This is a genomic window from Paraburkholderia sp. PAMB 6770, assembly GCF_057748135.1.
Map to the genome: position 1 here is coordinate 1663637 of NZ_CM173238.1, position 25783 is coordinate 1689419.

The window sequence follows — 25783 nt, forward strand, 5'->3', positions numbered from 1 at the left end:
CGGGCCGCCCGCCTCCATGACAATCGTTGCGGCCGGCGCGAGACGCGCCGGCCGTTGCACGACGGCTTACTGGGCCGGCGTGTTCAGCTGCTTCTTCAACGCTTCCAGACGGTCGTCGACAGACGGTCCGCGGTTGAGCGCCGCGAGCTTGTCGTCGAGCGCCTTGCCGCTTTTCGTGTCGGCCGAGTTCAGCCGCGCGTCGGAACGGGCATTGGACATCGTGACCTTGTCTTCGAGCTTCTGGAAGTCGTCGGCGAGATTGCGCCCGCCGATGCCGCCGAGCGCGCTCGCCGCGACGTCTTTCGCCTGCGCGATTTCCTGCTTCGCCTGCAGGATGTTCGAGCGTGCGTTCAGGTCGTTGCGGCGCGCGCGCATGTCGTCGATCTGGCTCTTCAGATGATCGACCGACGGTTCGAGCGTGGCGAGTTCCTTCGCGAGCGCGTCGCGCTCCGCTTCGGCGTTCGCCTGCGCGGCGAGCGCTTCGCGCGCGAGGGTTTCGTCGCCGGTCTGCAGCGCGCGGCGCGCGCCGTCTTCGTACTTGCGGGCCTTGTCGGCTGCCACGTCGCGCTTGCTTTGCTGCGTGGCCACCTGGGCCTGAATCTCGATCAGCGAGTTTTCCGCCTTCGCGATGCTGTCGTCGAGTTCGCGCACGATTTGCCGTGCATCGCGCGACGGATCCTGCATGGAGTCGGCGGCGTCGTTCAGGAGCCCCTTGACCGTACGCGTGATGCTGTCGAATAGCGACATGAATACCTCCGTGAATTGAAAGCGGCGCTGACGATCCGCGCACCTGCGCACCAGTCTACGCCGCCGCGCGCGGGACCGCGCACGCAGCAGCGCAGATCGGGGCGCACGCGCGAATTGCAAGGGGCGCCGCCGCGGCTTCCCTGCGCGCGGCGGAGGCGTCCGTGCGTCAGCGGCCGGCGGATATTACACCACGCGATCGCTTAAACACGCCTTAAAGCGGCGCGCCGGCCGCCGTTCCGGCGTGTTTTGCACGCGCGCGCGGCGCGAGGACCGGCGAAATCGTGCGCGGGGCGCATTGCGGCTATGGCATGCATGCGCGCGGCGGCGTGCTACGCGAGACGGCCTTCGCCGGGCAGCGGATCGTCGCCGGAGGCGGCACGGTCGGCGTCGTTGGCATCGTCGTTGGCATCGTCGCGGGTGCGGCGCCGGGCGCGGCGCGGCGGCGTTGCGCCGTCCGGCGAGGGCGCCGGGGCCGGCGAAGCGGGCGGCGTGAACGGCTGCGCCCGCGCCGACGTCACGCGCGCGACCGCCGCGGCGCGGGCCGCGGCGGCCTCCTGCTCGGGCGTGCGCGCGAGTGCGTCGAGTACGTCGGCCGGCAGCGGCGACGTGTGCGCGTCCGCCACCAGCGGCGCGGCCGCGCCGCCCCGGCGCGCCGGCCCGCGCGCCGCTGTCTGCGCACGCTGCGGCGCCGCGCCGGGCGGGGGCTCCGGCGCGTCATCCGGCGGCGCATTGCCGCGCGCGAGCCGCCCGAGCGTGGCATTGAGCGCATCCGGTTCGCGCGGCGCGCGCAGCCGGTCGACGAGGCTCGCCGCCTTCACCTGCTCGCGGGTCGCGCCGAAGCTCAGTACGGCCTGGCGCATCAGTTCGCTCACGCTGAGGCCGAGCCGCTGCGCGGCGGCGGAAATCGCGCGTTTTTGCGCCGGTGTCACGAAAACGACAATGCGTTCGCTGGGCTTGTTCATGTTCGGCTCGCAGACTGGCTAGCGTCGGACGGCGGATCGCGCGCGGTCGCCGCGCCGGTCCATCATAAGGCGAGTCGCGCGGATGCGAAACGGGCGGCGCGGGAAAACGGCTGTTGCGTCAATGACCTGGGCGGCTTGCACGAGGCTTGTCCACAGGCCTTTCAACACTTTCTGTTGATAACCGGCGCGACGCGCGGATCCAGGCCGTCGAGCGCCGCCACGGCGCGGTTTTGACGGGATTCGGGGCCCTCTTGAGGGATTTCTTACAAAAAAAATCGCGTAGCGTAGCGTCTGATTTCTTTAAAATGCGCTGTTACGTTGCGCCGGAGCCGGTCCGGGCGCATCGCGCGGCAAGCCGGGGGTGTAGCGCCGCGCGGTGGCGCCGGTGTCCGCCGGGCGTCGCCTGTGCCGCGCCTCGGGGTGCGGCGGCGGTATTCCTGCGTCACGCCACGTCGCGATTAGGAGCCAGGCGCGCACGTCGTGCGCGCAGCCGGCGTGCAGTCACGCGCCCATCATTCGAGTCATGCCAATCATCAAACGACCGCAATCCTCTCAAGCACCGGGCGGTAACGACCGGGATCCCCATCAACGCCAGCCACGAAGCGGCACACCGCGCGGGCGCTCGCTGCTCGCGCGCGTCGCGCTCACGTGCGCGGGGCTGCTGGCTACGCTCGCTGTCGTGGGCGGGCTGATCGCGGGCTACGCGATGGTCGTGATGGAGCCGCAGCTGCCCTCGCTCGACGCGCTGACCGACTACCGGCCGAAGGTGCCGCTGCGCGTCTACACGGCCGATCACGTGCTGATCGGCGAGTTCGGCGAGGAGCGGCGCAATCTCGTGCGCTTCCAGGACATCCCGGACCAGATGAAGAAGGCGGTGCTCGCGATCGAGGACTACCGCTTCTACGAACACGGCGGCGTCGACTTCATCGGCATCCTGCGCGCCGGCACGACGGACCTGCTGCACGGCGCGAACGCGCAGGGGGCGAGCACGATCACGATGCAGGTCGCGCGCAACTTCTTCCTGTCGAGCGAGAAGACCTACACGCGCAAGATCTACGAAATGCTGCTCGCGTACAAGATCGAGCGCGCGCTGACGAAGGACCAGATCCTCGAGCTGTACATGAACCAGATCTACCTGGGCGAGCGCGCCTACGGGTTCTCGGCGGCCGCGCGGGTCTATTTCGGCAAGAACCTGAAGGACCTGTCGCTCGCCGAATGCGCGATGCTCGCGGGCCTGCCGAAGGCGCCGTCGGCGTTCAATCCGATCGTCAATCCGAAGCGCGCGAAGATTCGCCAGGCGTACATCCTGAAGCGCATGCTCGAGCTGAACTACATCACCCAGGCGCAATACGAGGAAGCGGTCAACGAGCCGATCCACACGAAGAACCCGGGCAACGAGTACAGCGTGCACGCGGAGTATGTGGCCGAGATGGTGCGGCAGATGATGTACGCGCAGTACAAGGAAGAGACCTATACGCGCGGCCTGAACGTGATCACGACAATCGACTCGGCCGATCAGAACGCCGCGTACGACGCGGTGCGCAAGGGCGTGATGGATTACGAGCGGCGCCACGGCTACCGCGGCCCGGAAGGCTTCGTGCAGCTGCCGCCCGCGGGCGACGACCGCGATCAGGCGATCGACGATGCGCTCACCGACCATCCGGACAACGGCAACCTCGTCGCCGCGGTCGTCACGGCGGCGAGCCCGAAGGACGTGCAGGTGCAGTTCCTCGACGGCACCGAGGCGGACGTGACCGGCGAGGGGCTGCGCTTCGCGGCTGCGGGGCTCAGTCCGCGCGCCTCGACTGCGCTGCGCATCCGGCCGGGTTCGATCGTGCGCCTGATGGCCGACGACAAGGGCAACTGGCAGATCACGCAGCTGCCGCAGGTCGAAGGCGCGCTGGTGTCGCTCGCGCCGCAGGACGGCGCGATCCGCGCGCTCGTCGGCGGCTTCGACTTCAACAAGAACAAGTTCAACCACGTGACCCAGGCGTGGCGCCAGCCGGGTTCGAGCTTCAAGCCGTTCATCTACTCGGCGTCGCTCGAAAAGGGGCTGGGACCGGCGACGATCATCGACGACGCGCCGCTCTACTTCCCGCCGAGCACGCCGGGCGGCCAGGCGTGGGAGCCGAAGGACGACGATCAGCCCGAAGGGCCGATGACGATGCGCGTCGCGCTCGAAAAATCGAAGAACCTCGTGTCGATCCGCATCCTGTCGTACATCGGCACGAAATACGCGCAGGACTACGTGACGCAGCGCTTCGGCTTCGATCCGGACAAGACGCCGCCGTACCTGCCGATGGCGCTCGGCGCGGGCCTCGTCACGCCGCTGCAGTCCGCGACCGGCTACGCGGTGTTCGCGAACGGCGGCTACCGCGTCAATCCGTACCTGATCAGCGAGGTGACCGACGCGCAAGGCAACGTGATCGCGCAGGCGCAGCCGCTCGTCGCCGGCCGCAATGCGCCGCGCACGATCAGCGCGCGCAACGCGTACATCATGAACAGCCTGCTGCATTCGGTGGCGACCTCCGGCACCGGCGCGGGCACCAACGTGCTGCACCGTTCCGACCTGCAGGGCAAGACCGGTACGACCAACGACGCGAAGGACGGCTGGTTCGCCGGCTACCAGCAGTCGCTCGTCGCGGTGGCGTGGATGGGCTACGACCAGCCGAAGAGCCTCGGCAGCCGCGAATTCGGCGCGCAGCTCGCACTGCCGATCTGGGTCGACTACATGGGACGTGCGCTGCGCGGCGTGCCGCAGGCGGAGCCGGCGATGCCCGATTCGGTCGCATCGATCGGCGGCGAGCTCTACTACTCGGACATGACGCCGGGCAACGGCTTCGTCGCGAGCATCGGGCTCGACTCCGCGAATCCGCCGGGCAGCGCGAGCGACGCCACCGGCAACGTCGGCCCGGCAGGGATGACGCCGCCCGCGGTCACCTCCGCGGAGAAACAGCAGATCATGAACCTGTTCGAATCGAACAAGCCCTGAGCGGGTGCGGACCGTGCGGGACGTGCGAACCGTGTGGAAAACGTGCGGTTCGGGCCGCAGGGCCGGACGGTCGGAGGGCTGGAGGGTCGAAGAGGCGGGCGGCGCACCGGGTGCGCCGCCCGTTTTATCTGGGCGAGCGGTTTGCATCACGCCTGCAGCGCGCCCGATGCGCGCCCGATGCGCGCGCTTCAGCCGGCGCTGTCGGCGCCCGCTTCGTCATGCAGCCGCTGCGGTTCATGCGGACCGCCCGGGGCAGCGGGCGAGGCCGGCGGCGTCCCCATGGCCTGGAATAGCGCGGCCGTGTCCGTGAGGCGCGCGCCCTCGTAGCGGATCTGTTCGAGCTGCGCGTTGCGCCACTGCTGTTCGGCGGTGCGCGCCGCCGTCTGCGGCACCGCGCCGAGCCGGTAGCGGGCTGCGGTATCCGTCGCGATGCCCTGTGCGGCCCCGGCGGCGGTGCTGGCCGCGGCGAGCGCCTGCGCATCGTGATCGAGCGCGGCGAGCGTATCGGCGACGTTCTGGAACGCGGCGAGCACCGTCTGGCGGTATTGCGACACCGCTGCGTCGTAGCTCGCGAGCGCGGCGCGCCGTTGCGCGACGAGCGCGCCGCCGTGGAAGAGCGGCTGCGACAACGAGCCCATCACCGACCACAACGCGCCCGCGCCGGACAGGGCTGCCGGCCAGTCGAAGCCGCCCTGGCCCATTGTCGCGGACAGCGACAGGCTCGGATACATCTGCGCGGTGGCGGCGCCGGCTTCGGCCGCCGCGGCCTTCAGCGCGGCTTCGGCGGCGCGGATATCGGGCCGCGCATGCAGCAGTTCCGAGGGCACCACGACCGGCACCTGGTCGGGCAGATGCAGTTGCGCGAGCACGAGATCGGGCGGCGCGGCGTCGGGCGTGCGGCCGAGCAGCACCGCAAGCGCGTGGCGCGACACGAGCCATTGCTGGCGCAGACCGGGCAGGCCCGCGGCGAGCGTCGCCGCGTCCTGCTGCGTGCCCAGCAGATCGGCACGCGATATCGCGCCGAGCGCATAGCGCTGCTGCGCATCGCGCGCCTGCGCGTCGGCGAGCGCGACGAGGCGCTCGGTGGTGTCGATCTGCGCGTGCAGCGCCGCGGCCGTCAGCGCGGCGCTGACGATGTTCGCAGCCAGCGCGCGTCGTGCCGCTTCGAGCTGGAATACCTGCACGTTCACGCGCGCGGCGAGCGCGGTGTTCGCAAGGCGCGCCGCGCCGAACAGATCGATCGTGTAATGCGCCTGCAACTGGCCGACGAACGTGTTGTACAGGAACGTGTTCGGCCCTTCCTCCGGGATCGCCAGCGCGCGCTGGCGCGCGGCCTGGCCGCCGGCGTCGAGCGTCGGCAGCAGCGAGCTGCCGACCTGTGCGCGCAACTGCTCGCGCGCCGCAGTCAGGCTGTGGTCGGTCGCGGCGAGCGTCGGGCTGTTGCGCAGCCCCTCGTCGACGAGCGCGTCGAGCGCGTCCGAGCGGTACAGGCGCCACCACGCGGGCACCGGATGCGCGCCGACGGCGAACTGCTGGGCGACGCCCTGCGCGCGCACCGTATGGGCCGGTTGCGGCTGCACGCCGTAGTGCGCGGGCGACGGCATGACCGGCGGCTTGCCGTCCGGTCCGAAGGCGCACGCGACGACCAGCAGCGCCGAGCTGCCGAGCGCCGCATGCCGGAGCGCGCGCGGCCACGCGGCGCGGCGGCGGTGAGTGAAGAGGGAGCGCGTCATGATCAGTTTCCCGAATGCGGTGCGGCGGGCGAGGCGGGCGCATCGTGTTCGTCGCGTTTCACCCGGAACGACGCCGCGTAGAGCGCGGGCAGATAGAACAGCGTGAGCACGGTTGCGCTCGTGATGCCGCCCATCAGCGCGGTGGCCATCGGCCCGAAGAAGTTCGAGCGCAGCAGCGGAATCAGCGCGAGCACCGCGGCGGCGGCGGTCAGCGTGATCGGGCGGAAGCGTCGCACGGTTGCGCCAATGATTGCGTCGATGCGCCGGTGGCCCGCTGCGATATCCTGCTCGATCTGGTCGACGAGGATCACCGAGTTGCGCATGATGATGCCGAACATCGCGATCACGCCGAGCATCGCGACAAAGCCGAACGGCTTGCCGAACAGCAGCAGCGTCGCGACCACCCCGATCAGTCCGAGCGGCGCGGTCAGCACGACCATCAGCACGCGCGCGAAGCTTTGCAGCTGGATCATCAGCAGCACGAGCACCGCGACGATCATGACGGGCATTTGCGCATTGATCGACTTCTGGCCTTTCGCGCTTTCCTCGACGGAGCCGCCGACCTCGATGCGATAGCCGACCGGCAGCGTCGCGCGGATCGGCGCGAGCGCCGCGTCGACGCTATGCGTGACGTCGATGCCCTGGGCGCCCGCGACGACGTCCGATTGCACGGTGATCGTCGGCTGCCGGTCGCGTTCCCAGATCACGCCGTATTCGAGGCCGTAGTGCAGGCGGCCGAGCGCGCCGAGCGGCACCGGGCCGTGCGGCGTCGGCATCGCGAGCGACGTGAGCCCGGCCGGATCGACGCGTTCGCTGGGCGGCGCGCGCAGGTCGACGCTGATCAGCTTGTCGCGCTCGCGGTATTGCGTGACCGTGTAGCCGGAGAGCGTCATCGCGAGGAAGCTCGACACGTCCTCCGAGGTGACGCCGAGTTCGCGCGCCTTCTGCTGGTCGATCTCGAAGCGCACCGAGCGTTCGGCCGGCTCGTCCCAGTCGAACTGGACGTCCGTCGTGCGGCGGTCCGCGCGCATCGTGGCGGCAACCCGCGTGGCGATCGCGCGCACGGTCGCGATGTCGTCGCCGCTCACGCGGAACTGCACCGGATAGCCGACCGGCGGCCCGTTTTCGAGCCGCGACAGGCGGGTGCGGATCGCAGGGAAGTGATCGCGCAGCTCCGGTTCGAGCCAGCTCGCCAGCTGCTCGCGCATCTCGACCGACTTCGCGGTGATCACGAACTGCGCGAAGTTCGGCTGCTGCAACTGCTGGTCGAGCGGCAGGTAGAAGCGCGGCGCGCCGGTGCCGACGAAATCGACGAAGTGATCGATCTCGGGGCGGCCGCCGAGCGCTTTTTCGAGGCGCCTCGCCTGCCGCAGCGTCGCGTCGAACGACGCGCCCTCGGGCAGTCTCACGTCGACCAGCAGCTCGGGGCGGTCCGAGCTCGGAAAGAACTGCTGCGGCACCAGCGCGAAGCCGGCTAGCGACACGACGAAAAGAACGCCGGTAATCGTCAGTACCACGAAGCGACGTTCGATGCACCAGCCGACCCAGCCGCGCAGGCGCCGGTAGAACCGCGTGTCGTAGATATCGTGCTCGTGGTCGTCGGGTTCGTGCTGCGCGCGCTTGCGCTCGGGCAGCATGTGATAGCCGAGCAGCGGAATCAGCACGACTGCCGCGAGCCACGACGCGATCAGCGCGATCGCCGACACCTCGAAGATCGAGCGCGTGTATTCGCCGGTGCTCGACTTCGCGAGCGCGATCGGCAGGAAGCCGGAGACGGTCACGAGCGTGCCGGTGAGCATCGGGAACGCGGTGCTGGTGTACGCGAACGCGGCGGCGCGCGTGCGGTTCCAGCCCTGTTCGAGCTTCACCGCCATCATCTCGACCGCGATGATCGCGTCGTCGACGAGCAGCCCGAGCGCGAGCACCAGCGTGCCGAGCGAAACCTTGTGCAGGCCGATGTCGAACAGGTACATGCACAGCGCGGTGACCGCGAGCACGACCGGAATCGCAATCACGACGACCATGCCGGTGCGCACGCCGAGCGACACGAGGCTCACGACCAGCACGATCCCGACCGCCTCGGCGACCGCTTCGAGGAAGTCGTCCACCGACTTCGACACCGCGTGCGGCATGCTCGATACCTCCGTCAGCACGAGGCCGGCCGGCAGCGACGCGCGCAGTTGCGCGCTCGTCTGCGCGAGCGCCTTGCCGAGTTCGATCACGTCGCCGCCGGGCTGCATCGTGACGCCGATGCCGAGCACCGGCTTGCCGTCGAAGCGCATCTGCGTGGCGGGCGGGTCGTCGTAGCCCGCGTGGATCGTCGCAATGTCGCCGAGCCGCAGCGTGCGGCCGTTGATGCTGATCAGCAGGTTCGCGAGCGCGCTCACGCTGTGGAATTGCCCGGTGGGCCGCACGAAGACGCGGTCGTCGGCGGTCGTGAGCGTGCCGGCCGGGCTCACGCTGTTCTGCGCGTTGATGGCCTGCGCAAGCTGCTGCGGCGAGATGTTCAGGCGCGTGAGCTGCGCGTTCGTCATCTCGATGGTGATGTGCTGGTTCGGGTCGCCGAAGTAGTCGACCTTCGCGACGCCGGGCACGCGCAGCAGCACGGTGCGCAGCCGGTCCGCGTAGTCGTGCAGTTGCGCGGGCGAGTAGCCGTCGCCCGACAGCGTGTAGATGTTCGTGTAGACGTCGCCGAACTCGTCGTTGAAGTACGGGCCCTGCACGCCCTGCGGCAGCGTGCCCGCGATGTCGCCGACCTTCTTGCGCACCTGGTACCAGGTCGGCTGCACGTCGCGCACCGGCGCCGAGTCCTTCATCGTGAAGAAGATCAGCGATTCGCCGGGCCGCGAGTAGCTGCGCACGAAATCGACATACGGGGCCTCCTGCAGCTTGCGGCTGATGCGGTCGGTGACCTCTTCCTGCACCTGGCGCGCGGTGGCGCCGGGCCAGAAGGTCTGGATCACCATCACGCGAAACGTGAACGGCGGATCCTCCGACTGCGCGAGCCGCGTGTACGCGAGGATGCCGAACGCGGTCGCGAGCGTGATCAGAAACACCACCAGCGCCTGGTGGCGCAGCGCCCACGCGGACAGGTTGAAACGTCCTTCTTCGTCGCGCGCGCTCATGACGTGATGTCCTCGGGGTCGAGCGGCGCGACCGGATGCACCTTCTCGCCGGCGCTGACCGTGTGCACGCCCTGCAGCACGACGCGCTCGCCGTCCTTCAGGCCGGCGACCGTGACGGTGCCGGCATCGTAGCGCGCGACCTGCACGCGCCGCAGTTGCAGCACGTTGTCGGGGCCGCTCACGACCCACACGGCCGGGTTCGGGCCGTCGTGGAACAGCGCGGTGGCGGGCAGCGTGAACGTCGTGCCGCGCGCGGCTTCGGCGGGCGCGAACGCGACGCTCGCGGTCATGCCCAGATGCACCGCCGGCGTCGGCTCGACGAGCGTCAGCTTCACGCGCCAGGTGCGGCTTTGCGGATCCGCGACGGGGGCGAGTTCGCGCACCTGCGCGGCGAACGGATGTGCCGGCAGCGCGGTGAGCGTGACCTGCGCGCGCTGGCCGACCGCGAGGCCCGCAAGCACCGTTTCCGGCACGTCGACGACGACATCCGTCGCGCCGCTCCACGCGAGGTTGTACACGGCCTCGCCGGCGCTCACGTTCTGGCCGGTCTGCGCGAGTTCGTCGCTGATGACGCCGGCGTGGTCGGCGACGAGGTCGGTGTAGCGGAGCTGGTCGCGCGCGAGTGCCGCCTGTTGCGCGGCCTGATCGCGCTGGCCGAGTGCGGCCGCGTACGCGTTGGTGGTCTGTTCGAGCTGCGCGGCGGCGATCAGATGCGCGCTCGCCTGGGCCTGGTCGCGCGCGAGCTGCTGCTTCGCATATGCGAGATTGTGCTCGGCCGCGACGAGCTGCGCCTGCGTGCTCGCGGCGTTCTTTTGCGCGTCGGCCGGATCGAGCCGTGCGACGACTTCGCCGCGCGTCACGCGGTCGCCGAGGCGCACGCGCCGGTCGAGGATCTTGCCCGCTACGCGAAACGACAGCGGCGTCGTGTCGCGCGCGGCGACTTCGCCCGGCAGCACGGCTGCCGGCGCGTGCCCGTCCGGATGCACCGCGACGGCGACCACCGGACGGGGGCCGGGCGCGGCGCTTTCATTGCGATGACAGGCAGCGAGCGCGAGCAGGGCGGCGAACGCCAGCGCGCGGACCGCGTGCCGGCCGGGCCGGCGGAACTGCGGACGCATCGGGTGCGATATCGGGTGCGATGCGCGATAACCGGGACGATTCACGATTACTCCAGACAGGAGACGGCGAGCGAACCCGGCGCGCCACGGCGGCGCGCCGGCGAGACACGACCCGGAAGCGGCGCAGCGCGCGGACCGTCATTCCAGATGGCGATCCGAATTCTAATACAAGGTTGTATTTGAGTGTATCCCCGTATCTGAAATCGTTGCGGTGCTAAACTGTCCGGCATGAAACGCCAACGACTGACACGCGAACAGAGCCGCGACCAGACCCGCCAGCGTCTGCTCGACGCGGCGCAAGCGATATTCATGAAGAAGGGCTTCGTCGCCACGAGCGTCGAGGACATCGCGCAGGCCGCGGGCTACACGCGCGGGGCGTTCTACTCGAATTTCCGCAGCAAGCCGGAGCTGTTCCTGGAGTTGCTGCGGCGCGACCACGAGACGATGCAGGCCGGCCTGCAGGACATCGTCGACGACAAGGCGACGCGTGAGGAGATGGAAGCGCGCGTGCTCGCGTATTACAGCAATCTGCATCGCAACAACCAGTGCTTCCTGCTGTGGATGGAGGCGAAGCTGCTGGCCGCGCGCGACGGCCGCTTCCGGGTGCGCTTCAATGCGTTTCTGCTCGAGAAGCTGGAGCAGCTGAGCGCGTATATCCGCGCGTTCTCGGCGCAGGCCGGCACGCCGCTGCCGCTGCCGGCGGAAACGCTCGCAATGGGGCTGATGGGATTGTGCGACGGCGTGCAGTTTTTCTACACGGTCGATCCGCAGAGGGTGTCGGCGCAGACGGCCGAGGCGGTGCTGGGGGGCTTTTTCGCCCGCGTGGTATTCGGGCGCGACGTCGAACCGTGACGCGGCGCGCCGGCGAGGCCGGCTTGCCGCTCAGGCGCGCAAAGGGGAATCAGTTGACCGGGTAGTCCGCGCAGCCCTGGGTGACCGGCGACGCGCAGACGAACGAATACTCGCCGAACGAATATTCGCCGCTCCAGCGCAGCGCGGTCTTGCCGGCCTGCAGGACCTGCTGGACGTCCGGGTCGGTTTCGTACGCGATATAGACGCTGCAGAGCATGGCGGACATGACGACGAACGAAAAGGCGATTCTTTCAAACACGTAAAAGCGCTGTGACATGGCGGTACCCTTGCTGATATCGAGATGATACCGCATCCTAGGGTTTGTACCTAGATATTTATACCGAGTATAAGCGAGACACCGGTCGTCCATCCCCGGTGGCCGCTTTCCGCCAACCTGACTGCGCTGCCATCTACGGGTCAGGAGCGGGCCATCGCGGGTCGATAGAATCGCCTGCATCAGCCGGGAGCGGGCAGGCGGCGCGCGGGCGGCGTGCCGCGTCCGGATTCCCCGGCTGCAGGAGTATCCGATGAACCATCTCCAGTCGATGCGCATGTTCGTCAAGGTCGCGGAGCTCGGCAGCTTCGCCCGGACGGCCGGCGCGATGGGCGTGTCGACGGCGGTCGTGACCCGTCACGTCGCCGACCTCGAACAGCGCCTCGGCACGCGGCTGCTGAACCGGACCACCCGCAGCCAGTCGCTGACCGAGTCGGGGCGGGTCTATCTCGAACGGGTGCGGCCGATTCTCGACGACCTCGAAGGCGTCGAGCAGATGGTGGTCGCGCGCAATCACGAACCGGTCGGCACGCTGCGCATCGCGGCGCCGGTGGTGTTCGGGCTGCACAGCCTCGCGCCCGTGCTGAAGTCGTACACCGAGCGCTACCCGCAGGTGGTTCCGCACCTGACGCTGGTCGACCGGCATGTCGATCTGGTCGACGAGGGGTTCGACGTGGGGGTGCTGATCACGCGGCAGATGCGCGGCGCGAGCATCGTCACGCGGCGGCTGACAAGCGGCCACCTGACGGTCTGCGCGACGCCCGACTATCTGGCGCGGCGCGGCGCGCCGCAGCGGCCCGAGGACCTGCTGGGGCACCCCGCGCTATCGCTGCCGGCGGGCAGCGGCGGCGACGAGTACGTATTCACGCGCATTCACGACGGCGAGGCGGTGCGCGTGCGCCCCGTGCACGCGGTGCTCGCGAACAATACCGAAATGCTGCGGCAGTTCGCGCTGCTCGGCATGGGTATTGCCGTGCTGCCGGGCTATCTGGTCGGCCGGGATCTCGACCGTGGCCGGCTCGTGCAGGTGCTCGGCGATTACCGCCTGCCGGAGGTCGAGGTGACGGTCGCGTATCCGAGCCGCCACCATCTGCCGGCGAAGGTGCGCACCTTCATCGATCACCTCGTCGAGTACTTCAACCCGCCGTCGGCGCGCGACCTGCGCGCGGAGGGCGGCGGCTCCGCCGGCACGGCCCGGCATGGCGACGCGCACGCGGCTGCGCGCGAGCCGCGCGATTCACGCGATTCGCATGCTTTGCGGCTGGCGGGATAGCGGGATAGCGGGAGAGCGGGAGAGCGGGCTGATGCGGGTTACGGCTGGCGCAGACCCATCCCGGCGCAGCCCGTGCGGCGGCTGTGGCGGTCCGCGCCACTCGACGCGTATCCGCAATCCCGTGACCGCGCGCGCGGCGCATGTCAGAGGCCGAGTCCCGGGCCGAAGTTGCTGCCGATCAACTGCGTGATCGCGTCGATGTCCGCGTAATCCTGTTCGGGCAGGCCGTCGAGCATGCCCAATACCTCGTTGCTCGCGCCGGCCGCGCGGGCGGCGTCCACGAGCGCGTCCTTGTTGACCGGGTAGTCCAGCGCATGCAGGACATCCGCGATCTGCTGGTCGATCGGTTCGCCAGGAAGGGCTGGACTGGCCATCTGAGGCTCCTCTCGCGAAAACCATCGTAAGGCGGGTAAGGCGGGCCGGCCCGTGCGGAGCCGCTGCGCGAGCCGGGCGGCGTCAGGTCTGCAGATGCTCGTCGGGTACCAGAAAGCCCTGGTCGAGACGATGCGACCGGGGCAGTGCAATGTGTTCCCATTGCTGCGGCGAGTCGCCGCTTGCGCCGACGTCCGGTGCCGGGGGCGCAACCGGTGCGGCGCCGACGCGCGGCGCGACCACGCGGGCGCCCGGTTCGAGCGCGGTGCGAACCGGTGTCGCGAAGCATGACGCCGACAGGGTCACCATGACCATCAGTGTCGAGATTTTCATTGCCCGACCCTCCTTGACCGATGCAGCCAATTCGCCGCAGCAGGCTTCATGCCCGGTTCCTGACCGCGGGACCGGCATGGTGCCGGTGGCGGCCGCGCATGGCGGACCGCATGTCTTCATCTTAGACGTTTGGCCGCGCAAGTTCTGCCTGTTCGTGCACGCGTCGCTGCGCTGCGGCACAAGGCCGCGACCGGCGGCTATCGACCGTGCTGCCATGCGGGCAACGGCGGAGGGTGAGGCAGGAGGGAAGCAGGAGGGAAGCGGGGGGACGCGGGGAGACGCGCGTGCGCCCGCAGCCGCGCGCCGGCCTAGCGGCTCGGGTTCATCCGGAAATAGGCGTCGAGCAGCGAGCTCTTGTAGACGACGCCGGCAAGCCGAGGCTGCTCGGCGCTTTCGACGACCGGCAGCCGCTCGCCCTGGAAAGCCATGAAATGCTGCAGCGCGACGCCGAGCGGCATGTCCGGCGTCAGCACGTCGAATTGCGTCTGCAGGTAGTCGGCGGCGGTGCGCGTCGACACGTCGCGCTTGTCGAGCAGGTCCGACGTGATGTCCTTCAGCGCGACGCCGCCCATGAAGCGTCCGTCGTCGTCGGCGACGTACAGGTATTTCACCGGATATTCGAGGAACACGCGCGTCATGTCCTGCACGCTCGCATTGGGGTGCACGACCGTTTCGGCGGGGCGGACCAGTTCGCGCATCTGCGTGGCGCGCAGACGGCTGCGTTCCTGCTCTTCGCGGTTGCGGTGCAGCGTGATCTCGTACATCGACGTCGTGCCGATCGCGCGCGCCGCGAAATAGGCGACCACGCACGAGAGCATCAGCGGCAGCACGACCTGGTACGACAGCGTCATCTCGAAGATCATCAGGATCGCCATCAGCGGCGCCTGGGTCGCGCCGGCGAGGAAGGCGCCCATGCCGACCATCGTGTAGGCATACGCCGCCGAGGTCGCGTGCGGCCACAGCGCATGCATGCCGAGCCCGAACAGCGAGCCCACCGTCGCGCCGACGAACAGGGTCGGCGTGAAAATCCCGCCGACCGCGCCGGAGCCGGATGTCGCGGCGGTCGCGATCACCTTGAAGACGAGCACCAGCACGAGCGCCTGCCAGGTCCACGGCGAATGCAGGATCGAGTTGACGACGCTATAGCCGTTGCCCCAGACCTCGGGCGTCCACACCGACAGGATGCCGGTGATCAGCCCGCCCGCCGCGAGCCGCAGCGGCAGCGGCCACGGCAGGCGGCGAAACGTCTTCTTCGACCAGCCGAGCAGGCGCAGGAACTGCGGCGCGAGCGTGCCGCACAGCAGTCCGAGCGCGACGAACAGCAGCACTTCGGGGCCTGCCACCGGCGGAAACGCCGGCATTTCGTACGGCGGCTTGTAGTTCGTGAATTCGCGCATCGTGATGTTGGCGACCACCGCGGAGACGACGACCGGTCCGAAGTTCTCCATCGCGATCGAGCCGAGCACGATCTCGGTGACGAAGAAGGCGCCGGCGATCGGCGCGCTGTACGCCGACGTGATGCCGGCCGCGGCGCCGCACGCGACCAGCAGGCGCAGCCGCGGCGGATCGAAGTGCACGATGCGTCCGATCAGCGAGGCGGCGAGCGCGGCGAGCTGCACCATCGGACCTTCGCGGCCGATCGAGCCGCCGGTCGTGATCGTGAAAAGCGACGACACGCTGCGCCAGAAGCTCAGGCGCACCGGCACGACGCCGTCGCCGATCGCAACGGCCTCCATGTAGTCCGTATGGCCGTTGCGGTCCGCATGACGCCGCGCGACCAGCAGCAGCCCGCCGGCGACGAGTCCGCCGGCCGCGGGCAGCCAGAAGCGCACGGTCCACGGCAACTGTCGCGCCATGCTGACGAAGCTGCCCGAGTGGCCGACCATCGCCAGTTGCAGCAGCGAGATCGCCTCGCGAAAGGCGATCGTCGCGAACGCGCCGGCGAGCCCGACCACCACCGACCAGATCAGCATCGTGTGGGCGTCGGAGAGGCGGAACAGCGCGCTCGCGCGGGTTCGCAGTTTCAGCAGGAAAGAAAGCAGGTCGGCCATGCTCGGGTATTCATAGAGGGACAAACCGCGCGCCAGCATAGCATCGCGGCCGGGCTGCCGGACAGCGGCGGCGGGTACGCATTGACAGCACGACGCTCACCGTGCGGCCTTGTCGAGTTCCGGATAGTGCCGGAAGATGCCGCTCTCGTTGTACGGCAGGCGCCGCGGCGACGCGAGATATGCGGCGATGTTCGGACGCGCGGCGACCGCGTCGTGCAGTGCCGCGAGACGCGGGTAGTGCTCGCCGAAGCGCTTCATCGCGCGCGGAAACGCGTAGTGCAGGCCGTCGATCAGCTGGAACATCGACAGGTCCACGTAAGTGAGCCGCGCGCCGGCCATCTGGCCGTCGCCGGCCGGATTGCGTTCGAGCACGCGCTCGAAGTAGCGCATGAACTTCGGGATGCGGTGATCGATGAACGCATGCGCGCGCAGCTTCGCCGCATCCTTCTGCTGCTCGTAGTAGAGGTCGCTTGCGATCGGATGATGGGTGTCGTGCACCTCGGCGACGATATCGGCGATCGTCAGCTGCAAGCCGTTCGCGAAGTAGCGCAGGGCTTCGCCGTCCGGCGCGAGGCCGAGCTTCGGGCCGAGGTAGAGCAGGATGTTCGCGGTCTGCGAGACGAGCTGCCCGCCGTCGCGCAGGAAAGGCGGCGCGAACGGCGCGAAGGGGCCGCCGTCGGGGCCGAGCAGCGCCATCATCGCGTCGGTGCCGGGATCGTCTCCGGGCGCGCCGCGTGCGACGTCGACGTAATCGGCGCGCGCCTCCTCCAGCGCGAGCCGCACGAATTCGCCGCGACCCTGCAGGCCGTCCCAGTAATAGAGTTGATAGCTCATCGGTCGATCCTCCCGGTTGCCGCGATGCCGGCGGGGCTCGCCTGCCGGCACGCATGCGGATGAAAGCGCGGCCCGCGCAGGGACGCACGGAATGAAAGCAGGATGAAGGCGGGACGCACGTCGCGCGTGCCTTCGGGGGCGGGGCCGGCCTCGTGCGTGACGCAGGCCCACGCCGCGAGTATGCACGCGCGGGCCGCGCGCTGTCCTCGCTCGCGGGCGGCAACGCGGTGCGTGGGCGGGCGGCGTCGTGGGTGTGCGGTGGGTGTGTGGTGGGTGCGCGGTGCGTGTGCGGCCGTTGCGGTCGCCATGGTCCTTCTGCGTCCGGCGCTCCGTGCCCGGGCGCGAAAACAAGCGCAAAACCCCGCACGCGGCGGGGTTCGCAACGAGGGCGCGCGCGCGCCCGTGCATCAGGCAAACAGGCGCTGGACCAGCCATGTGATGCCCAGTCCGCCGACGATCAGCCATACGTAGACGATCAGCCCCGTCGTCAGGGCCCGGGGACCGGCCTCGCGGATCTGCGACAGGCGCGTCTCGATGCCGAGCGCGGTCATGGCCATCGTCAGCGCGAAGGTGTCGATCAGGTTGACGGTCTGCGTAGCCGGTTGCGGCAGCACGTGCAGCGAGTTCACGACGACGCAGCCGAGAAAGCCGAGCGCGAACCAGGGAATCGCGAGGCGGCGCGGCGCATGCTGCGCGCGGGACGCGCCGCCTCGCGGCGTGCGGTTCAGCCACAGGCCGAGCGCGAGCAGCACCGGCACGAGCAGCATCACGCGGGTCATCTTGACGATCGTCGCGATATGGGTGGCTTCCGCGCTCACGTTGCTCGCCGCGCCGACGACCTGGGCGACCTCGTGGATCGTGCCGCCGAAAAAGAGGCCCGCGCCGATCGTGTCGAGGTGCAGCCAGCCGGCGCGGTACAACACCGGATACAGGAACATCGACAGCGTGCCGAACAGCACGACGCTGCCGACCGCCATCGCGCTCTTGTGCGGCTTCGACTGCAGCGTCGATTCGAACGCGAGCACCGCGGCCGCGCCGCAAATCGCGCTGCCGGCGGCGGTGAGCAGCGCGGTGTCGCGATCGAGCTTCATCAGCTTCATGCCGGCCCAGGTGCCGATTGCGAGCGTGCTGAGTACCACCAGCACCGATTCCGCGAGGCCGGGCAGGCCGACCTGGGCGATTTCCTGCAGGCTCACGCGCAGCCCGAAGAACGCGACCGCGATGCGCAGCAGCTTGCGCGCCGAGAAGTTCACGCCGGCCGCCCAGCTGGCCGGCATGCCGGCGCGCAGCGCGTTGCCGTACAGCGCGCCGCCGACGATGCCGACGATCAGCGGGCTCAGGCCGAGGCCGGCGACGGCCGGCAGCGCGGCGATCCGCGTGACGGCGGCGGCGAACAGCGCGACGAACAGGATGCCGTTCAGCTGTCCGCGCGTGGCGGAGTCGGCATGGCCGGCGGCAGTGGGGAGAGGGGCGGTGGTCATGGCGTGTGTGTCGGAATAGCAGGAAGGATCGGGAGCGGATTCGATGACGTCATCGTAGTGGGGTTATATCGATATGAAAAATCGTCATTTGTGACGTAAAATATCGGCTATATCGATACTTGACGTGCCATGACCCCCGATCAGCTGATAACTTTCGCCGCCGTCGCCGAGCACCGCAATATCAGCCGTGCGGCGCTTGCGTTGCATCTGTCGCAGCCGGCGGTGTCCGGACAGCTACGCCAGTTGCAGGACGAGTTCGGCGAACCGCTCTACCAGCGCGACGGCCGCGGCGTGCGCCTCACGCCGGCCGGCGAGCAGCTTGCGAGCTATGCGGCGCGGCTGCGCGACACGTGGCGCCAGGCCCACGGGTTTCGCGACGCGCTGCGCGGGCTCGAACGCGGCACGCTGCGCGCGGGCGCGAGCACGACGCCGGCGAGCTACCTGCTGCCGTACCTGATCGCGGAGTTTCACCGGCGCTATCCGGAAGTGAGCATCCATACCGCGGACGGCAATACGTCGGACATCGTCGGCGCGCTCGGCTCGCTCGACATCGCGATGGTCGAAGGGCCGGTGGGCGCCGATCTGCCGCACGACACCGCGGTGCTGCCGTGGCACGACGACGAGATCGTCGCGATCATGCCGCGCACCCACCCGCTCGCGCAGGCGGGCAGTCCGGTCGCGCTCGAGGCGCTCGGCGCGCACGCGCTGGTGCTGCGCGAAGCGGGCTCCGGCGTGCGGCAGATCGTCGAGCGCGCGTTCGCGCACGCGGGCGTGCCGATGCGCGTCGCGATCGAGATCGCCGGCGTCGAGGCGGTCAAGGAAGCGGTGCGCGCGGGCATGGGGATCGGCTTCGTGTCCGCGATGTCGATGCGTCACGAAGGCGGTGTGCTGCGAACCTTCTCGCTGAGCCCGGCGCCGCTTACGCGGCGCTTTTCGATCCTGGTGCCGCATGCGAGCGCGCAGTCGCGCGTCGTGCAGCGCTTTCTCGCGCTCACGCAGGAGTCGGGCGTGTGACGGGCGGGCGCCGCGCGTGGGCGCGCGTCACGCAGCGTTGCCGAGGCACACAAGCGGCGCACAAGCGGCGCACAAGCGGCACATAAGCGGCACACAAGCAGCACACAAGCAGCACATAAGCAGCACACAAGCAGCACACAAGCGGCGCGGCAGTGCGCCGATCTGCGATCATTCAGGGTTGCGGCGTGCAACGGATGTGCGCCGGCTACTCCAGGGACCCAAGGACCTTCATGGCTGTTTCCGCGCTGACGCTGACTTGCCTGTCCGTCGCGACGCTGTTCGTCGCGCTGCTGCCCATCGCGCTGTACCGGCGCCTGCGCGTGCCGTTCGCGCTGAATCCGCGCGACGCGATCGCCGGGATCGCGGTGTTCGCGTTGTGCGCGATGGTGATCGAGCGCGCGCTGAACGGCTACGTGCTGCATCAGAATCCGATCACCGCGTCCTGGCTGTCGAATCCGCTCGTCTTCGTCGTCTATGGCACACTCGCGGCCGGCGTCTGCGAGGAGACCGGGCGCTACGTCGCGATGCGCCTGATCTGGCGCCGCCTGCAAACCAGCGCGGCCGTACCCGCACCAGTACCCGCACTCGCACCGGCGCCGACGCCGACGTCGGCGCGCGCACCCGCACCGGCCGATGCGCCGGCGCTCGCGTACGGGATCGGCCACGGCGGCACGGAGGCGTGGCTCGTCGGCGTGCTGGTGCAGCTTCAGTGGATCGTGTTTGGCGTGATCGAGAACCGCGGCACGCTCGGCACCGACATGGCGAGCGCGTCGCCCGCGTCCGTGATGCGTCTGCACGTGATACTCGCGAGCCTCTCGCCGCAGACCGCCGGCATCTTCGTGCTCGAACGCGTAGTGGCGCTGGTGTTCCAGATCGGCTTCTCGGTGCTCGTATGGCGCGGCGTGCGTGCGGGCTGGCGCGGCATTCTGCCGCTTGCGATCGCCGCGCACGCGCTCGTCGACGTGCCCGCTGCGCTTTTTCAGGCGCACGTGCTGCCGCTCGCGGTGGCCGACGGCCTGTACGCGCTCATCGCCGTCGCGGTGGCCAGCGTGCTCGTGCGTCTGTTTGCGCGCGCCGCGCGCGAGCCCGGCGCGCCGCACCGGACGCCACAATGAGTGCCGTGCAGCGTGCAGCGTGCAGCACTCAGTGCAACACTGCTCACGGTTCACGGTTCACGGCACACGGCACACGGCACACGGCACACGGCACACGGCTCACGGCTCACGGCACAGCATGCCGCAGTCCGCTTTCCGCAACTTTCGATTCGCTCTCATGGACGCCTACCAATACGATTGCGCCAGTCCCGACGTCGAGGAACTGGCGCGGGTCATCAGTGACCTGTTCCCCGAACAGACGCAATTTGCCGAGCGCGCCGGCGACGACGGCGCGACGCTGCTCACCGTGCACTGGGTGGCGATGCGCTTCGGTCCGACCGCGCGGCGCATCGCGCTGAACGTGACGATGCCGCCCGCAGTCCGTGCGCGCTACCGCGCGCTGCCGGCCCGCCAGCGCGCACGCAGCTTCGCGGTGCTGCGCGCGTATGTCGAAGCGACGCTCGGTTCGCTCGAGGAGCAGTATGCGAACGGCGAAGCTATTGCGCGCGAGGTGAGCGTCGAACTGGACGATACGTTTGCGTGAGCGGCGCGCGGCGTCTATTCGACGAGCCGGTAGACGCGTGCGAAGCGGGCCGCCTGCACGACGCCGTAATCGCCCGGCGCGTACTGCATGACCCAGTCGCCCGCCGCGCCGTGCAGCACGTCGCCGCCGGCGGAGCGTGCCAGCGCGAACGGTGCGGGCATCTGCCGCGCGAGCACGACGGCCGGGCGGTTGCGATAGGGCCCGGGCGCGCCGTGTGGGTGCGCCGCATCGGCGGGGAGGTATTTCACGTCGAAGCGCGCGCGCGACACGACCCAGCGGTCTCCGGTCGAACCGGTGATCAGCGCGTCGCCGCTTGCATAGCGGTTCGGGCCTTCGAGGCTCATCAGTTCGCCGGCTTGCGCGGCAAATTCGACATGGACGGTTTCGTCCTTGATGACGCGCTGCGCGGCCGGGTCGGTGCGCAGGTCCAGGTTTTCCAGTGTGATCATGGTGCAGCGTGCAGGTGAGGGCGGACGGACAACAGCAATGCGGGCAGTGCGCGGGGCGCCGCCCAGCCCGCATGATGCCAAAAGCATAAGCGACGACGCCTGCCGTCAAGGGCAGGCGTCGTGCCCGGCAGGCACGCAGAGCCAGGCGAAGTCAGCAGAAATCGGGCGAACCCGGGCAAGCGTCCGGATGTCTGCGGCAAGCGTCTGCAAGCGACGGCAAGCGACGGCAAGCGACGGCAAGCGACGGCAAGCGACGGCAAGCGACGGCAAGCGACGGCAAGCGACGGCAAGCGTCCGCATGCAGCGCCGCAGGCGCTGCCGCGCGCGCTTACTGCGCCGGCTTCGAATGCTTCTTGCCGCGTGCGTGCGGCGCATGGCGGAAGGTCGTGTCGGCCAGCTTCTTCTGCTCGGGCGACATGCTGGTGTAGAGCGGCTCGAACGCCGCGACCAGTTTCTGCATCCCGTCCGCGTGCGCCTGGGCGATCTGCTCGTACTGCTTCATGTTGTCGAGCGCCGACTCGTTGGTCATTTCGCTGCGCTGCCGGTACAGTTGGCCCATCGTTTCGGCGTTGCTGCGCATGACGTCGGCGAACGCGGTCCACTGCGTCTCTTCAGCCGGCGTGATCTTCAGTTGCGCGTGCAGGTACGCGATGCGGTCTTCGATATTGCGATTCATCTTGCCGGCCGGCGCAGCCATGGCGGCGGGGGCCGATGCCGGCGCGGCGCTCTGGGCGAACGCGCCGGACATTGCGAGTGCGGAGGCGAGGATTACGCATGCTTTTTTCATCGAAACTCCTGATGTTGTTCGTATTCGGACACCGCGCGGACACGACGCGGACACAACGCGGACGAAGCGCGGGCCATGTCGCTGGACGGCCCGTCGACCGGCCCGCTCTGCCACGACCGATATTAGTATCACGATATCCCTACAATGCGGCTACGATGCGACAAACGCTTACAACCGAAACTTTAACGAAAGAGCCGATGACCCGCTGCTGCAAGACGCCGGGCGCGCTGGGCGCGCAATCCGCAGGCGCGGTGCGGAGGGGCCGATGAGACCGCCGCGCCTCGACCAGCTCGACGAACTCGACCGCGGCCTCGTCGCGCTCCTGCAGGAGGACGCCCGCGCGAGCGTGGCCGAACTCGCGCGCCAGCTCGGCGTCGCGCGCACCACGGTGATCGCGCGGATTGCGCGGCTCGAACGCAGCCATGTGATCGCAGGCTATGGCGTCCGGCTTGGCCAGGACGTGCTCGATGCGAGCATCGAAGCCTACGTCGGCATCATCATCGCGCCGAAATACGGGCCTGCCGTGCAGAAGCGGCTGGGCCGGATGCCCGAAGTGCAGCAGCTATGCGCGGTGAGCGGCGAGTTCGATTACGTCGCGTGGCTGCGCGCCGACTCGCCGGAGCGGCTCAACGACCTGCTCGACCAGATCGGCGCGCTCGAAGGGGTCGAGCGCACCACGACGTCGATCATTCTCGCGCGCAAGATCGATCGCGGCACCGGGCGCGGATAAACGCATCACGCTCACCCAGGACCCGGGCACGGCGCATCGCGCCGCCGCGCCTGTCTGTTCGCGTCCGCGTTTCAGACGATTTGTCGTATCGGGCCGTCATAACGTCGAAAATACTGGTCGAAGCGCAGCACTTTGTGTGTATCAACTGTTTTTGCTTCTCCCTACACTGTGACTCAGGGGCCGTGCCCCGCCGTGCGCGGCCTTGCTGCCGCGCTTCGTCCAGGCTGCTCGCAGCACGCACAGAACAAGGAGAAACCCATGAAAGTTGCCATTGCCGGCGCAGGCCTGATCGGCCATACGATTGCCCGGATGCTGCGCGAGACCGGCGACTACGAGGTCACTGCGCTCGATCGCGACGAAACCGCGCTTGCACGGCTCGCGGCCGAAGGCATCGCGACGCGGCGTGTCGATTCGGCCGATGCCGCCGCGCTGCGTGCGGCGCTCTCCGGCTTCGACGCGCTCGTCAACGCGCTGCCGTACTACCTCGCGGTCAACGTTGCGACGGCGGCGCGCGGCGCGGGCGTCCACTATTTCGATCTGACCGAGGACGTGCGCGCGACCCAGGCGATCCGCGCGATCGCCGACGACGCCGATCACGCGTTCATGCCGCAGTGCGGTCTGGCGCCCGGCTTCATCGGCATTGCGGCGCACGCGCTCGCGCAGCGCTTCAGTGAAATCCGCGAGGTCAAGATGCGCGTCGGCGCGCTGCCGCAGTTTCCGACCAATGCGCTGAAATACAACCTGACGTGGAGCGTCGACGGCCTGATCAACGAGTATTGCCAGCCGTGCGAAGCGATCCGCGATGGCCGCACGCAATGGGTGCAGCCGCTCGAAGGGCTCGAGCATTTCTCGCTGGATGGTGTGGAGTACGAAGCATTCAACACGTCCGGCGGCCTCGGTACGCTGTGCGAGACGCTCGCGGGACGCGTCGAATCGCTCGACTACAAGTCGGTGCGCTATCCGGGACACCGCGACCACATGCAGTTCCTGCTCGAAGACCTGCGCCTCGCGAGCGACCGCGACACGCTGAAGTCGATCATGCGCCGCTCGGTGCCGTCCACCGAGCAGGACGTCGTGCTCGTGTTCATCACGGTGACCGGGCTGCGCGGCGGCCAGCTGGTGCAGGAGGTGTTCACCCGCAAGATCTTCGCGCGCACGGTATGTGGCGTACCGATGAGCGCGATCGAGATCACCACGGCCGGCGCGATGTGTGCGGTGCTCGACCTGTTCCGCGCGCGCCGGCTGCCGCAGCGCGGTTTCATCCGTCAGGAGGCGGTGAACCTGCAGGCATTCCTCGCGAACCGCTTCGGCCGCCTGTACGAAGGACACGCGCTCGACGCGCTGGCGACCGTGTAAGGCCGCGCTACGCGGGCAGCGACGGCGGCGGCGCGCCGACGATGCGCGCCGCGAGCGCGTCGGGCGTGGGTGCGCCGGGCGCACCCGGGTCGACGATCAGCAGATCGCGGCATGCGTCGGCATCGGGGACGAAGCGGCGCTGCCGGTAGGCGTCCCAGTGCGCGAGCTTGTATGCGTCGTTCGGATCGCCGCGCGCGATGATCCGCTCGCGCGCGGTATCCTCCGGCGTCGTGACCCACAGCACGCGAATCTGCACGTCCTCGCCGACGCCCAGCCACGCGCGGTCGACGAGGCGCCGCTCGCGCACCTCGCGCGAGAACGGGCCGACCAGCAGCGCACTGACGCCGAGCGCGAGATTTTCGCGTGCGGTATCGATGAGGCCGCGATATTCGGGGTCGCGCAGGTGGCCGAGGAAGAGCGGACTGTCGCGATCGTTCGGATCGCCGGTCAGCATGCCGATGGCGGCGGCGCTGTAGCCGCCGTACACCGTGTCCTTGTCGAGCAGGCAGAACGGCGCGCCGCTCGCGCGCATCAGCGGGCCGAGCAGGCGCCGCGCGAGCGTCGTCTTGCCGGTGCCGGCGTGGCCGCAGACGAATACGAGCCAGCTCACGGACGGGTGTCTGCCGGGGGCGGCGTGTCGCCGGTGTCCGGCGCGCCGGGGGCCGGGTCGCGCACGAAGGTGTCGTTCGCTTCGAGCCACATCACGTTGATGATGCCGAAGCCGAGCGCCACTCCGATACCGAGAATCCAGCTGAAATACCACATGGCCGTCTCCTTGCGCGAATGGCCTGCGCGGGTCCGCGCACTGGTCTGACCCGATCATGACGCAGACCGCGTGCGCCGCGCAAGAGGCGGGCATCCGGGCGACACCGCACGCGCGTCTGCACGAGAGCGGACAGACGATGCTTCAACGCGCGGGGTGTCGCGTTGTATGCTGGGTTGGCGCGGCGCATCGCGTGACCGCGGGCGAAGGGGCCGCGCGGCCGCGCGACGAAGCGCGCGCCAGGACATACAGCCAGACGCACACCGGGACGCACACTCGGGCATACCGCGGCAACGACAGACGGAGACCTCATCATGCCGATTCTTCCGCTTCAGCGCGCGCGCCGCGCCATGACGCTTGCCGTGGCGCTGTGTCTGGGCGCCTGCGCGGCGACGCCGCCCGAACCGGTGCCGTTCAAGCCGGTGCCGGCCGACCGGATCGTCCGGCGCGGCTATACGGAGCCGGGGCCCGGCCGCGTCGCGGTGGATGTGCGGCGCGCGCGCACGCGCGACCTCGTCGTGCGGTTCCGCGATGCGCTGGTGTATATCGACGGCGTGCAGGTCACCGACCTGCAGAACGGCGAGCATGTCGTGTTCTACCTGAGCCCGGGCCTGCACCGGATCGCCGTATCGACGCAGTTCGACCCGATCGTCGAACTGGGCTTTCTCGTGACCGCCGATCCCCGCTATACGAACCGCGCGCAGATTACTTTCAACGCCGCCCATCGCATCATGCTGGAGCGCGTCGCCCGCTAAACGACGGTCAAACGCGCGTTTGATCTGCGTTGTTCTATCGGTTGCTATGCGCGTGGCATGCTGCGCGACGCGCCGTCGCCGGGCAACGGATCCCGCCTGCGAGGCGCGAGGCGCGCGTTGCGTTTGGGGAGGCCGTCGCGGCGC

The 25783-nt window shown here is 69.2% G+C and carries 24 protein-coding genes; 9 read left to right on the forward strand and 15 right to left on the reverse strand.

Annotated elements, in window-relative coordinates:
- Nucleotides 1-66: 66 nt before the first annotated feature.
- Both AC3AP7_RS07625 and AC3AP7_RS07630 read right to left on the reverse strand, forming a co-directional pair.
- Nucleotides 67-747: a PspA/IM30 family protein gene (locus AC3AP7_RS07625; RefSeq protein ID WP_475764282.1), complete on the reverse strand. Its 681-nt coding sequence runs from the start codon at nucleotides 745-747 to the stop codon at nucleotides 67-69.
- Nucleotides 748-1076: 329 nt separating this feature from the next.
- Nucleotides 1077-1709: a plasmid mobilization protein gene (locus AC3AP7_RS07630; RefSeq protein WP_475764281.1), complete on the reverse strand. Its 633-nt coding sequence runs from the start codon at nucleotides 1707-1709 to the stop codon at nucleotides 1077-1079.
- 523 nt (nucleotides 1710-2232) lie between these two features.
- Between AC3AP7_RS07630 and AC3AP7_RS07635 the strand changes: the two genes are divergently transcribed.
- A complete protein-coding gene (locus AC3AP7_RS07635; protein WP_475764280.1) occupies nucleotides 2233-4701 on the forward strand; it encodes a penicillin-binding protein 1A in 2469 nt (822 codons plus the stop codon).
- Nucleotides 4702-4889: 188 nt separating this feature from the next.
- On the opposite strand, the gene AC3AP7_RS07640 is transcribed toward AC3AP7_RS07635, so the two are convergent.
- The 3 genes from AC3AP7_RS07640 to AC3AP7_RS07650 are packed head-to-tail and all read right to left on the reverse strand — an operon-like array spanning nucleotide 4890 to nucleotide 10677.
- Nucleotides 4890-6434 (reverse strand): efflux transporter outer membrane subunit, encoded by a 1545-nt coding sequence (locus AC3AP7_RS07640; RefSeq protein ID WP_475764279.1) that lies wholly within the window; start codon nucleotides 6432-6434, stop codon nucleotides 4890-4892.
- 2 nt (nucleotides 6435-6436) lie between these two features.
- Nucleotides 6437-9559 carry an efflux RND transporter permease subunit gene (locus tag AC3AP7_RS07645; RefSeq protein ID WP_475764278.1) on the reverse strand — a complete coding sequence of 1041 codons (3123 nt, stop codon included), beginning with the start codon at nucleotides 9557-9559 and terminating at the stop codon, nucleotides 6437-6439.
- Nucleotides 9556-10677 carry an efflux RND transporter periplasmic adaptor subunit gene (locus AC3AP7_RS07650; RefSeq protein WP_475768039.1) on the reverse strand — a complete coding sequence of 374 codons (1122 nt, stop codon included), beginning with the start codon at nucleotides 10675-10677 and terminating at the stop codon, nucleotides 9556-9558. Before AC3AP7_RS07650 ends, AC3AP7_RS07645 begins: the two co-directional genes overlap by 4 nt.
- 228 nt (nucleotides 10678-10905) lie before the next feature.
- Here AC3AP7_RS07650 and AC3AP7_RS07655 point away from each other — a divergent pair, with 228 nt between their 5' ends.
- Nucleotides 10906-11529, forward strand: a complete 624-nt coding sequence (locus tag AC3AP7_RS07655; protein ID WP_475764277.1) for a TetR/AcrR family transcriptional regulator — start codon at nucleotides 10906-10908, stop codon at nucleotides 11527-11529.
- Nucleotides 11530-11578: 49 nt separating this feature from the next.
- Here AC3AP7_RS07655 and AC3AP7_RS07660 read toward each other — a convergent pair whose 3' ends face one another.
- A complete protein-coding gene (locus tag AC3AP7_RS07660; protein WP_475764276.1) occupies nucleotides 11579-11755 on the reverse strand; it encodes a hypothetical protein in 177 nt (58 codons plus the stop codon).
- A 301-nt stretch (nucleotides 11756-12056) separates the two neighbouring features.
- On the opposite strand from AC3AP7_RS07660, the gene AC3AP7_RS07665 reads away from it, so the two are divergent.
- On the forward strand, nucleotides 12057-13076 hold the full coding sequence (locus AC3AP7_RS07665; protein ID WP_475764275.1) for a LysR family transcriptional regulator: 1020 nt from the start codon (nucleotides 12057-12059) through the stop codon (nucleotides 13074-13076).
- A gap of 143 nt (nucleotides 13077-13219) precedes the next feature.
- On the opposite strand, the gene AC3AP7_RS07670 is transcribed toward AC3AP7_RS07665, so the two are convergent.
- The 5 genes from AC3AP7_RS07670 to AC3AP7_RS07690 form a co-directional block, all read right to left on the reverse strand.
- Complete coding sequence (locus tag AC3AP7_RS07670) at nucleotides 13220-13450, reverse strand: DUF2795 domain-containing protein (RefSeq protein ID WP_475764274.1); 231 nt, start codon at nucleotides 13448-13450, stop codon at nucleotides 13220-13222.
- An 82-nt stretch (nucleotides 13451-13532) separates the two neighbouring features.
- Nucleotides 13533-13781 (reverse strand): hypothetical protein, encoded by a 249-nt coding sequence (locus AC3AP7_RS07675; protein ID WP_475764273.1) that lies wholly within the window; start codon nucleotides 13779-13781, stop codon nucleotides 13533-13535.
- 308 nt (nucleotides 13782-14089) lie between these two features.
- Complete coding sequence (locus tag AC3AP7_RS07680) at nucleotides 14090-15823, reverse strand: ClcB-like voltage-gated chloride channel protein (RefSeq protein WP_475768037.1); 1734 nt, start codon at nucleotides 15821-15823, stop codon at nucleotides 14090-14092.
- Between the two features lie 105 nt (nucleotides 15824-15928).
- Nucleotides 15929-16666 carry a glutathione S-transferase gene (locus tag AC3AP7_RS07685; protein WP_475764272.1) on the reverse strand — a complete coding sequence of 246 codons (738 nt, stop codon included), beginning with the start codon at nucleotides 16664-16666 and terminating at the stop codon, nucleotides 15929-15931.
- 407 nt (nucleotides 16667-17073) lie between these two features.
- Entirely contained in the window at nucleotides 17074-18147 is a 1074-nt protein-coding gene (locus AC3AP7_RS07690) for a YeiH family protein (protein ID WP_475764271.1), read from the reverse strand.
- Between the two features lie 129 nt (nucleotides 18148-18276).
- Between AC3AP7_RS07690 and AC3AP7_RS07695 the strand changes: the two genes are divergently transcribed.
- From AC3AP7_RS07695 to AC3AP7_RS07705, 3 genes are all read left to right on the forward strand, one after another.
- Complete coding sequence (locus AC3AP7_RS07695; protein ID WP_475764270.1) at nucleotides 18277-19161, forward strand: LysR family transcriptional regulator; 885 nt, start codon at nucleotides 18277-18279, stop codon at nucleotides 19159-19161.
- Nucleotides 19162-19391: 230 nt separating this feature from the next.
- On the forward strand, nucleotides 19392-20276 hold the full coding sequence (locus tag AC3AP7_RS07700; protein WP_475764269.1) for a YhfC family intramembrane metalloprotease: 885 nt from the start codon (nucleotides 19392-19394) through the stop codon (nucleotides 20274-20276).
- A gap of 157 nt (nucleotides 20277-20433) precedes the next feature.
- Entirely contained in the window at nucleotides 20434-20799 is a 366-nt protein-coding gene (locus AC3AP7_RS07705) for a DUF3022 domain-containing protein (protein ID WP_475764268.1), read from the forward strand.
- A gap of 14 nt (nucleotides 20800-20813) precedes the next feature.
- Here AC3AP7_RS07705 and AC3AP7_RS07710 read toward each other — a convergent pair whose 3' ends face one another.
- Nucleotides 20814-21248, reverse strand: a complete 435-nt coding sequence (locus AC3AP7_RS07710) for a PGDYG domain-containing protein (protein WP_475764267.1) — start codon at nucleotides 21246-21248, stop codon at nucleotides 20814-20816.
- Between the two features lie 328 nt (nucleotides 21249-21576).
- Nucleotides 21577-22035, reverse strand: a complete 459-nt coding sequence (locus AC3AP7_RS07715; RefSeq protein WP_475764266.1) for a Spy/CpxP family protein refolding chaperone — start codon at nucleotides 22033-22035, stop codon at nucleotides 21577-21579.
- 265 nt (nucleotides 22036-22300) lie between these two features.
- On the opposite strand from AC3AP7_RS07715, the gene AC3AP7_RS07720 reads away from it, so the two are divergent.
- Nucleotides 22301-22765, forward strand: coding sequence for an Lrp/AsnC family transcriptional regulator (locus tag AC3AP7_RS07720; protein ID WP_475764265.1), 465 nt, complete (start codon nucleotides 22301-22303; stop codon nucleotides 22763-22765).
- Nucleotides 22766-23023: 258 nt separating this feature from the next.
- Nucleotides 23024-24121 (forward strand): saccharopine dehydrogenase family protein, encoded by a 1098-nt coding sequence (locus AC3AP7_RS07725; RefSeq protein WP_475764264.1) that lies wholly within the window; start codon nucleotides 23024-23026, stop codon nucleotides 24119-24121.
- A gap of 7 nt (nucleotides 24122-24128) precedes the next feature.
- On the opposite strand, the gene AC3AP7_RS07730 is transcribed toward AC3AP7_RS07725, so the two are convergent.
- Nucleotides 24129-24731 (reverse strand): P-loop nucleotide/nucleoside kinase family protein, encoded by a 603-nt coding sequence (locus tag AC3AP7_RS07730; RefSeq protein WP_475764263.1) that lies wholly within the window; start codon nucleotides 24729-24731, stop codon nucleotides 24129-24131.
- Nucleotides 24728-24886, reverse strand: a complete 159-nt coding sequence (gene cydX, locus AC3AP7_RS07735) for a cytochrome bd-I oxidase subunit CydX (protein ID WP_475764262.1) — start codon at nucleotides 24884-24886, stop codon at nucleotides 24728-24730. The genes AC3AP7_RS07730 and cydX overlap by 4 nt, the downstream gene beginning before the upstream one ends.
- Nucleotides 24887-25198: 312 nt before the next feature.
- On the opposite strand from cydX, the gene AC3AP7_RS07740 reads away from it, so the two are divergent.
- Nucleotides 25199-25639 carry a hypothetical protein gene (locus AC3AP7_RS07740; RefSeq protein WP_475764261.1) on the forward strand — a complete coding sequence of 147 codons (441 nt, stop codon included), beginning with the start codon at nucleotides 25199-25201 and terminating at the stop codon, nucleotides 25637-25639.
- The last annotated feature ends 144 nt before the right edge of the window (nucleotides 25640-25783 follow it).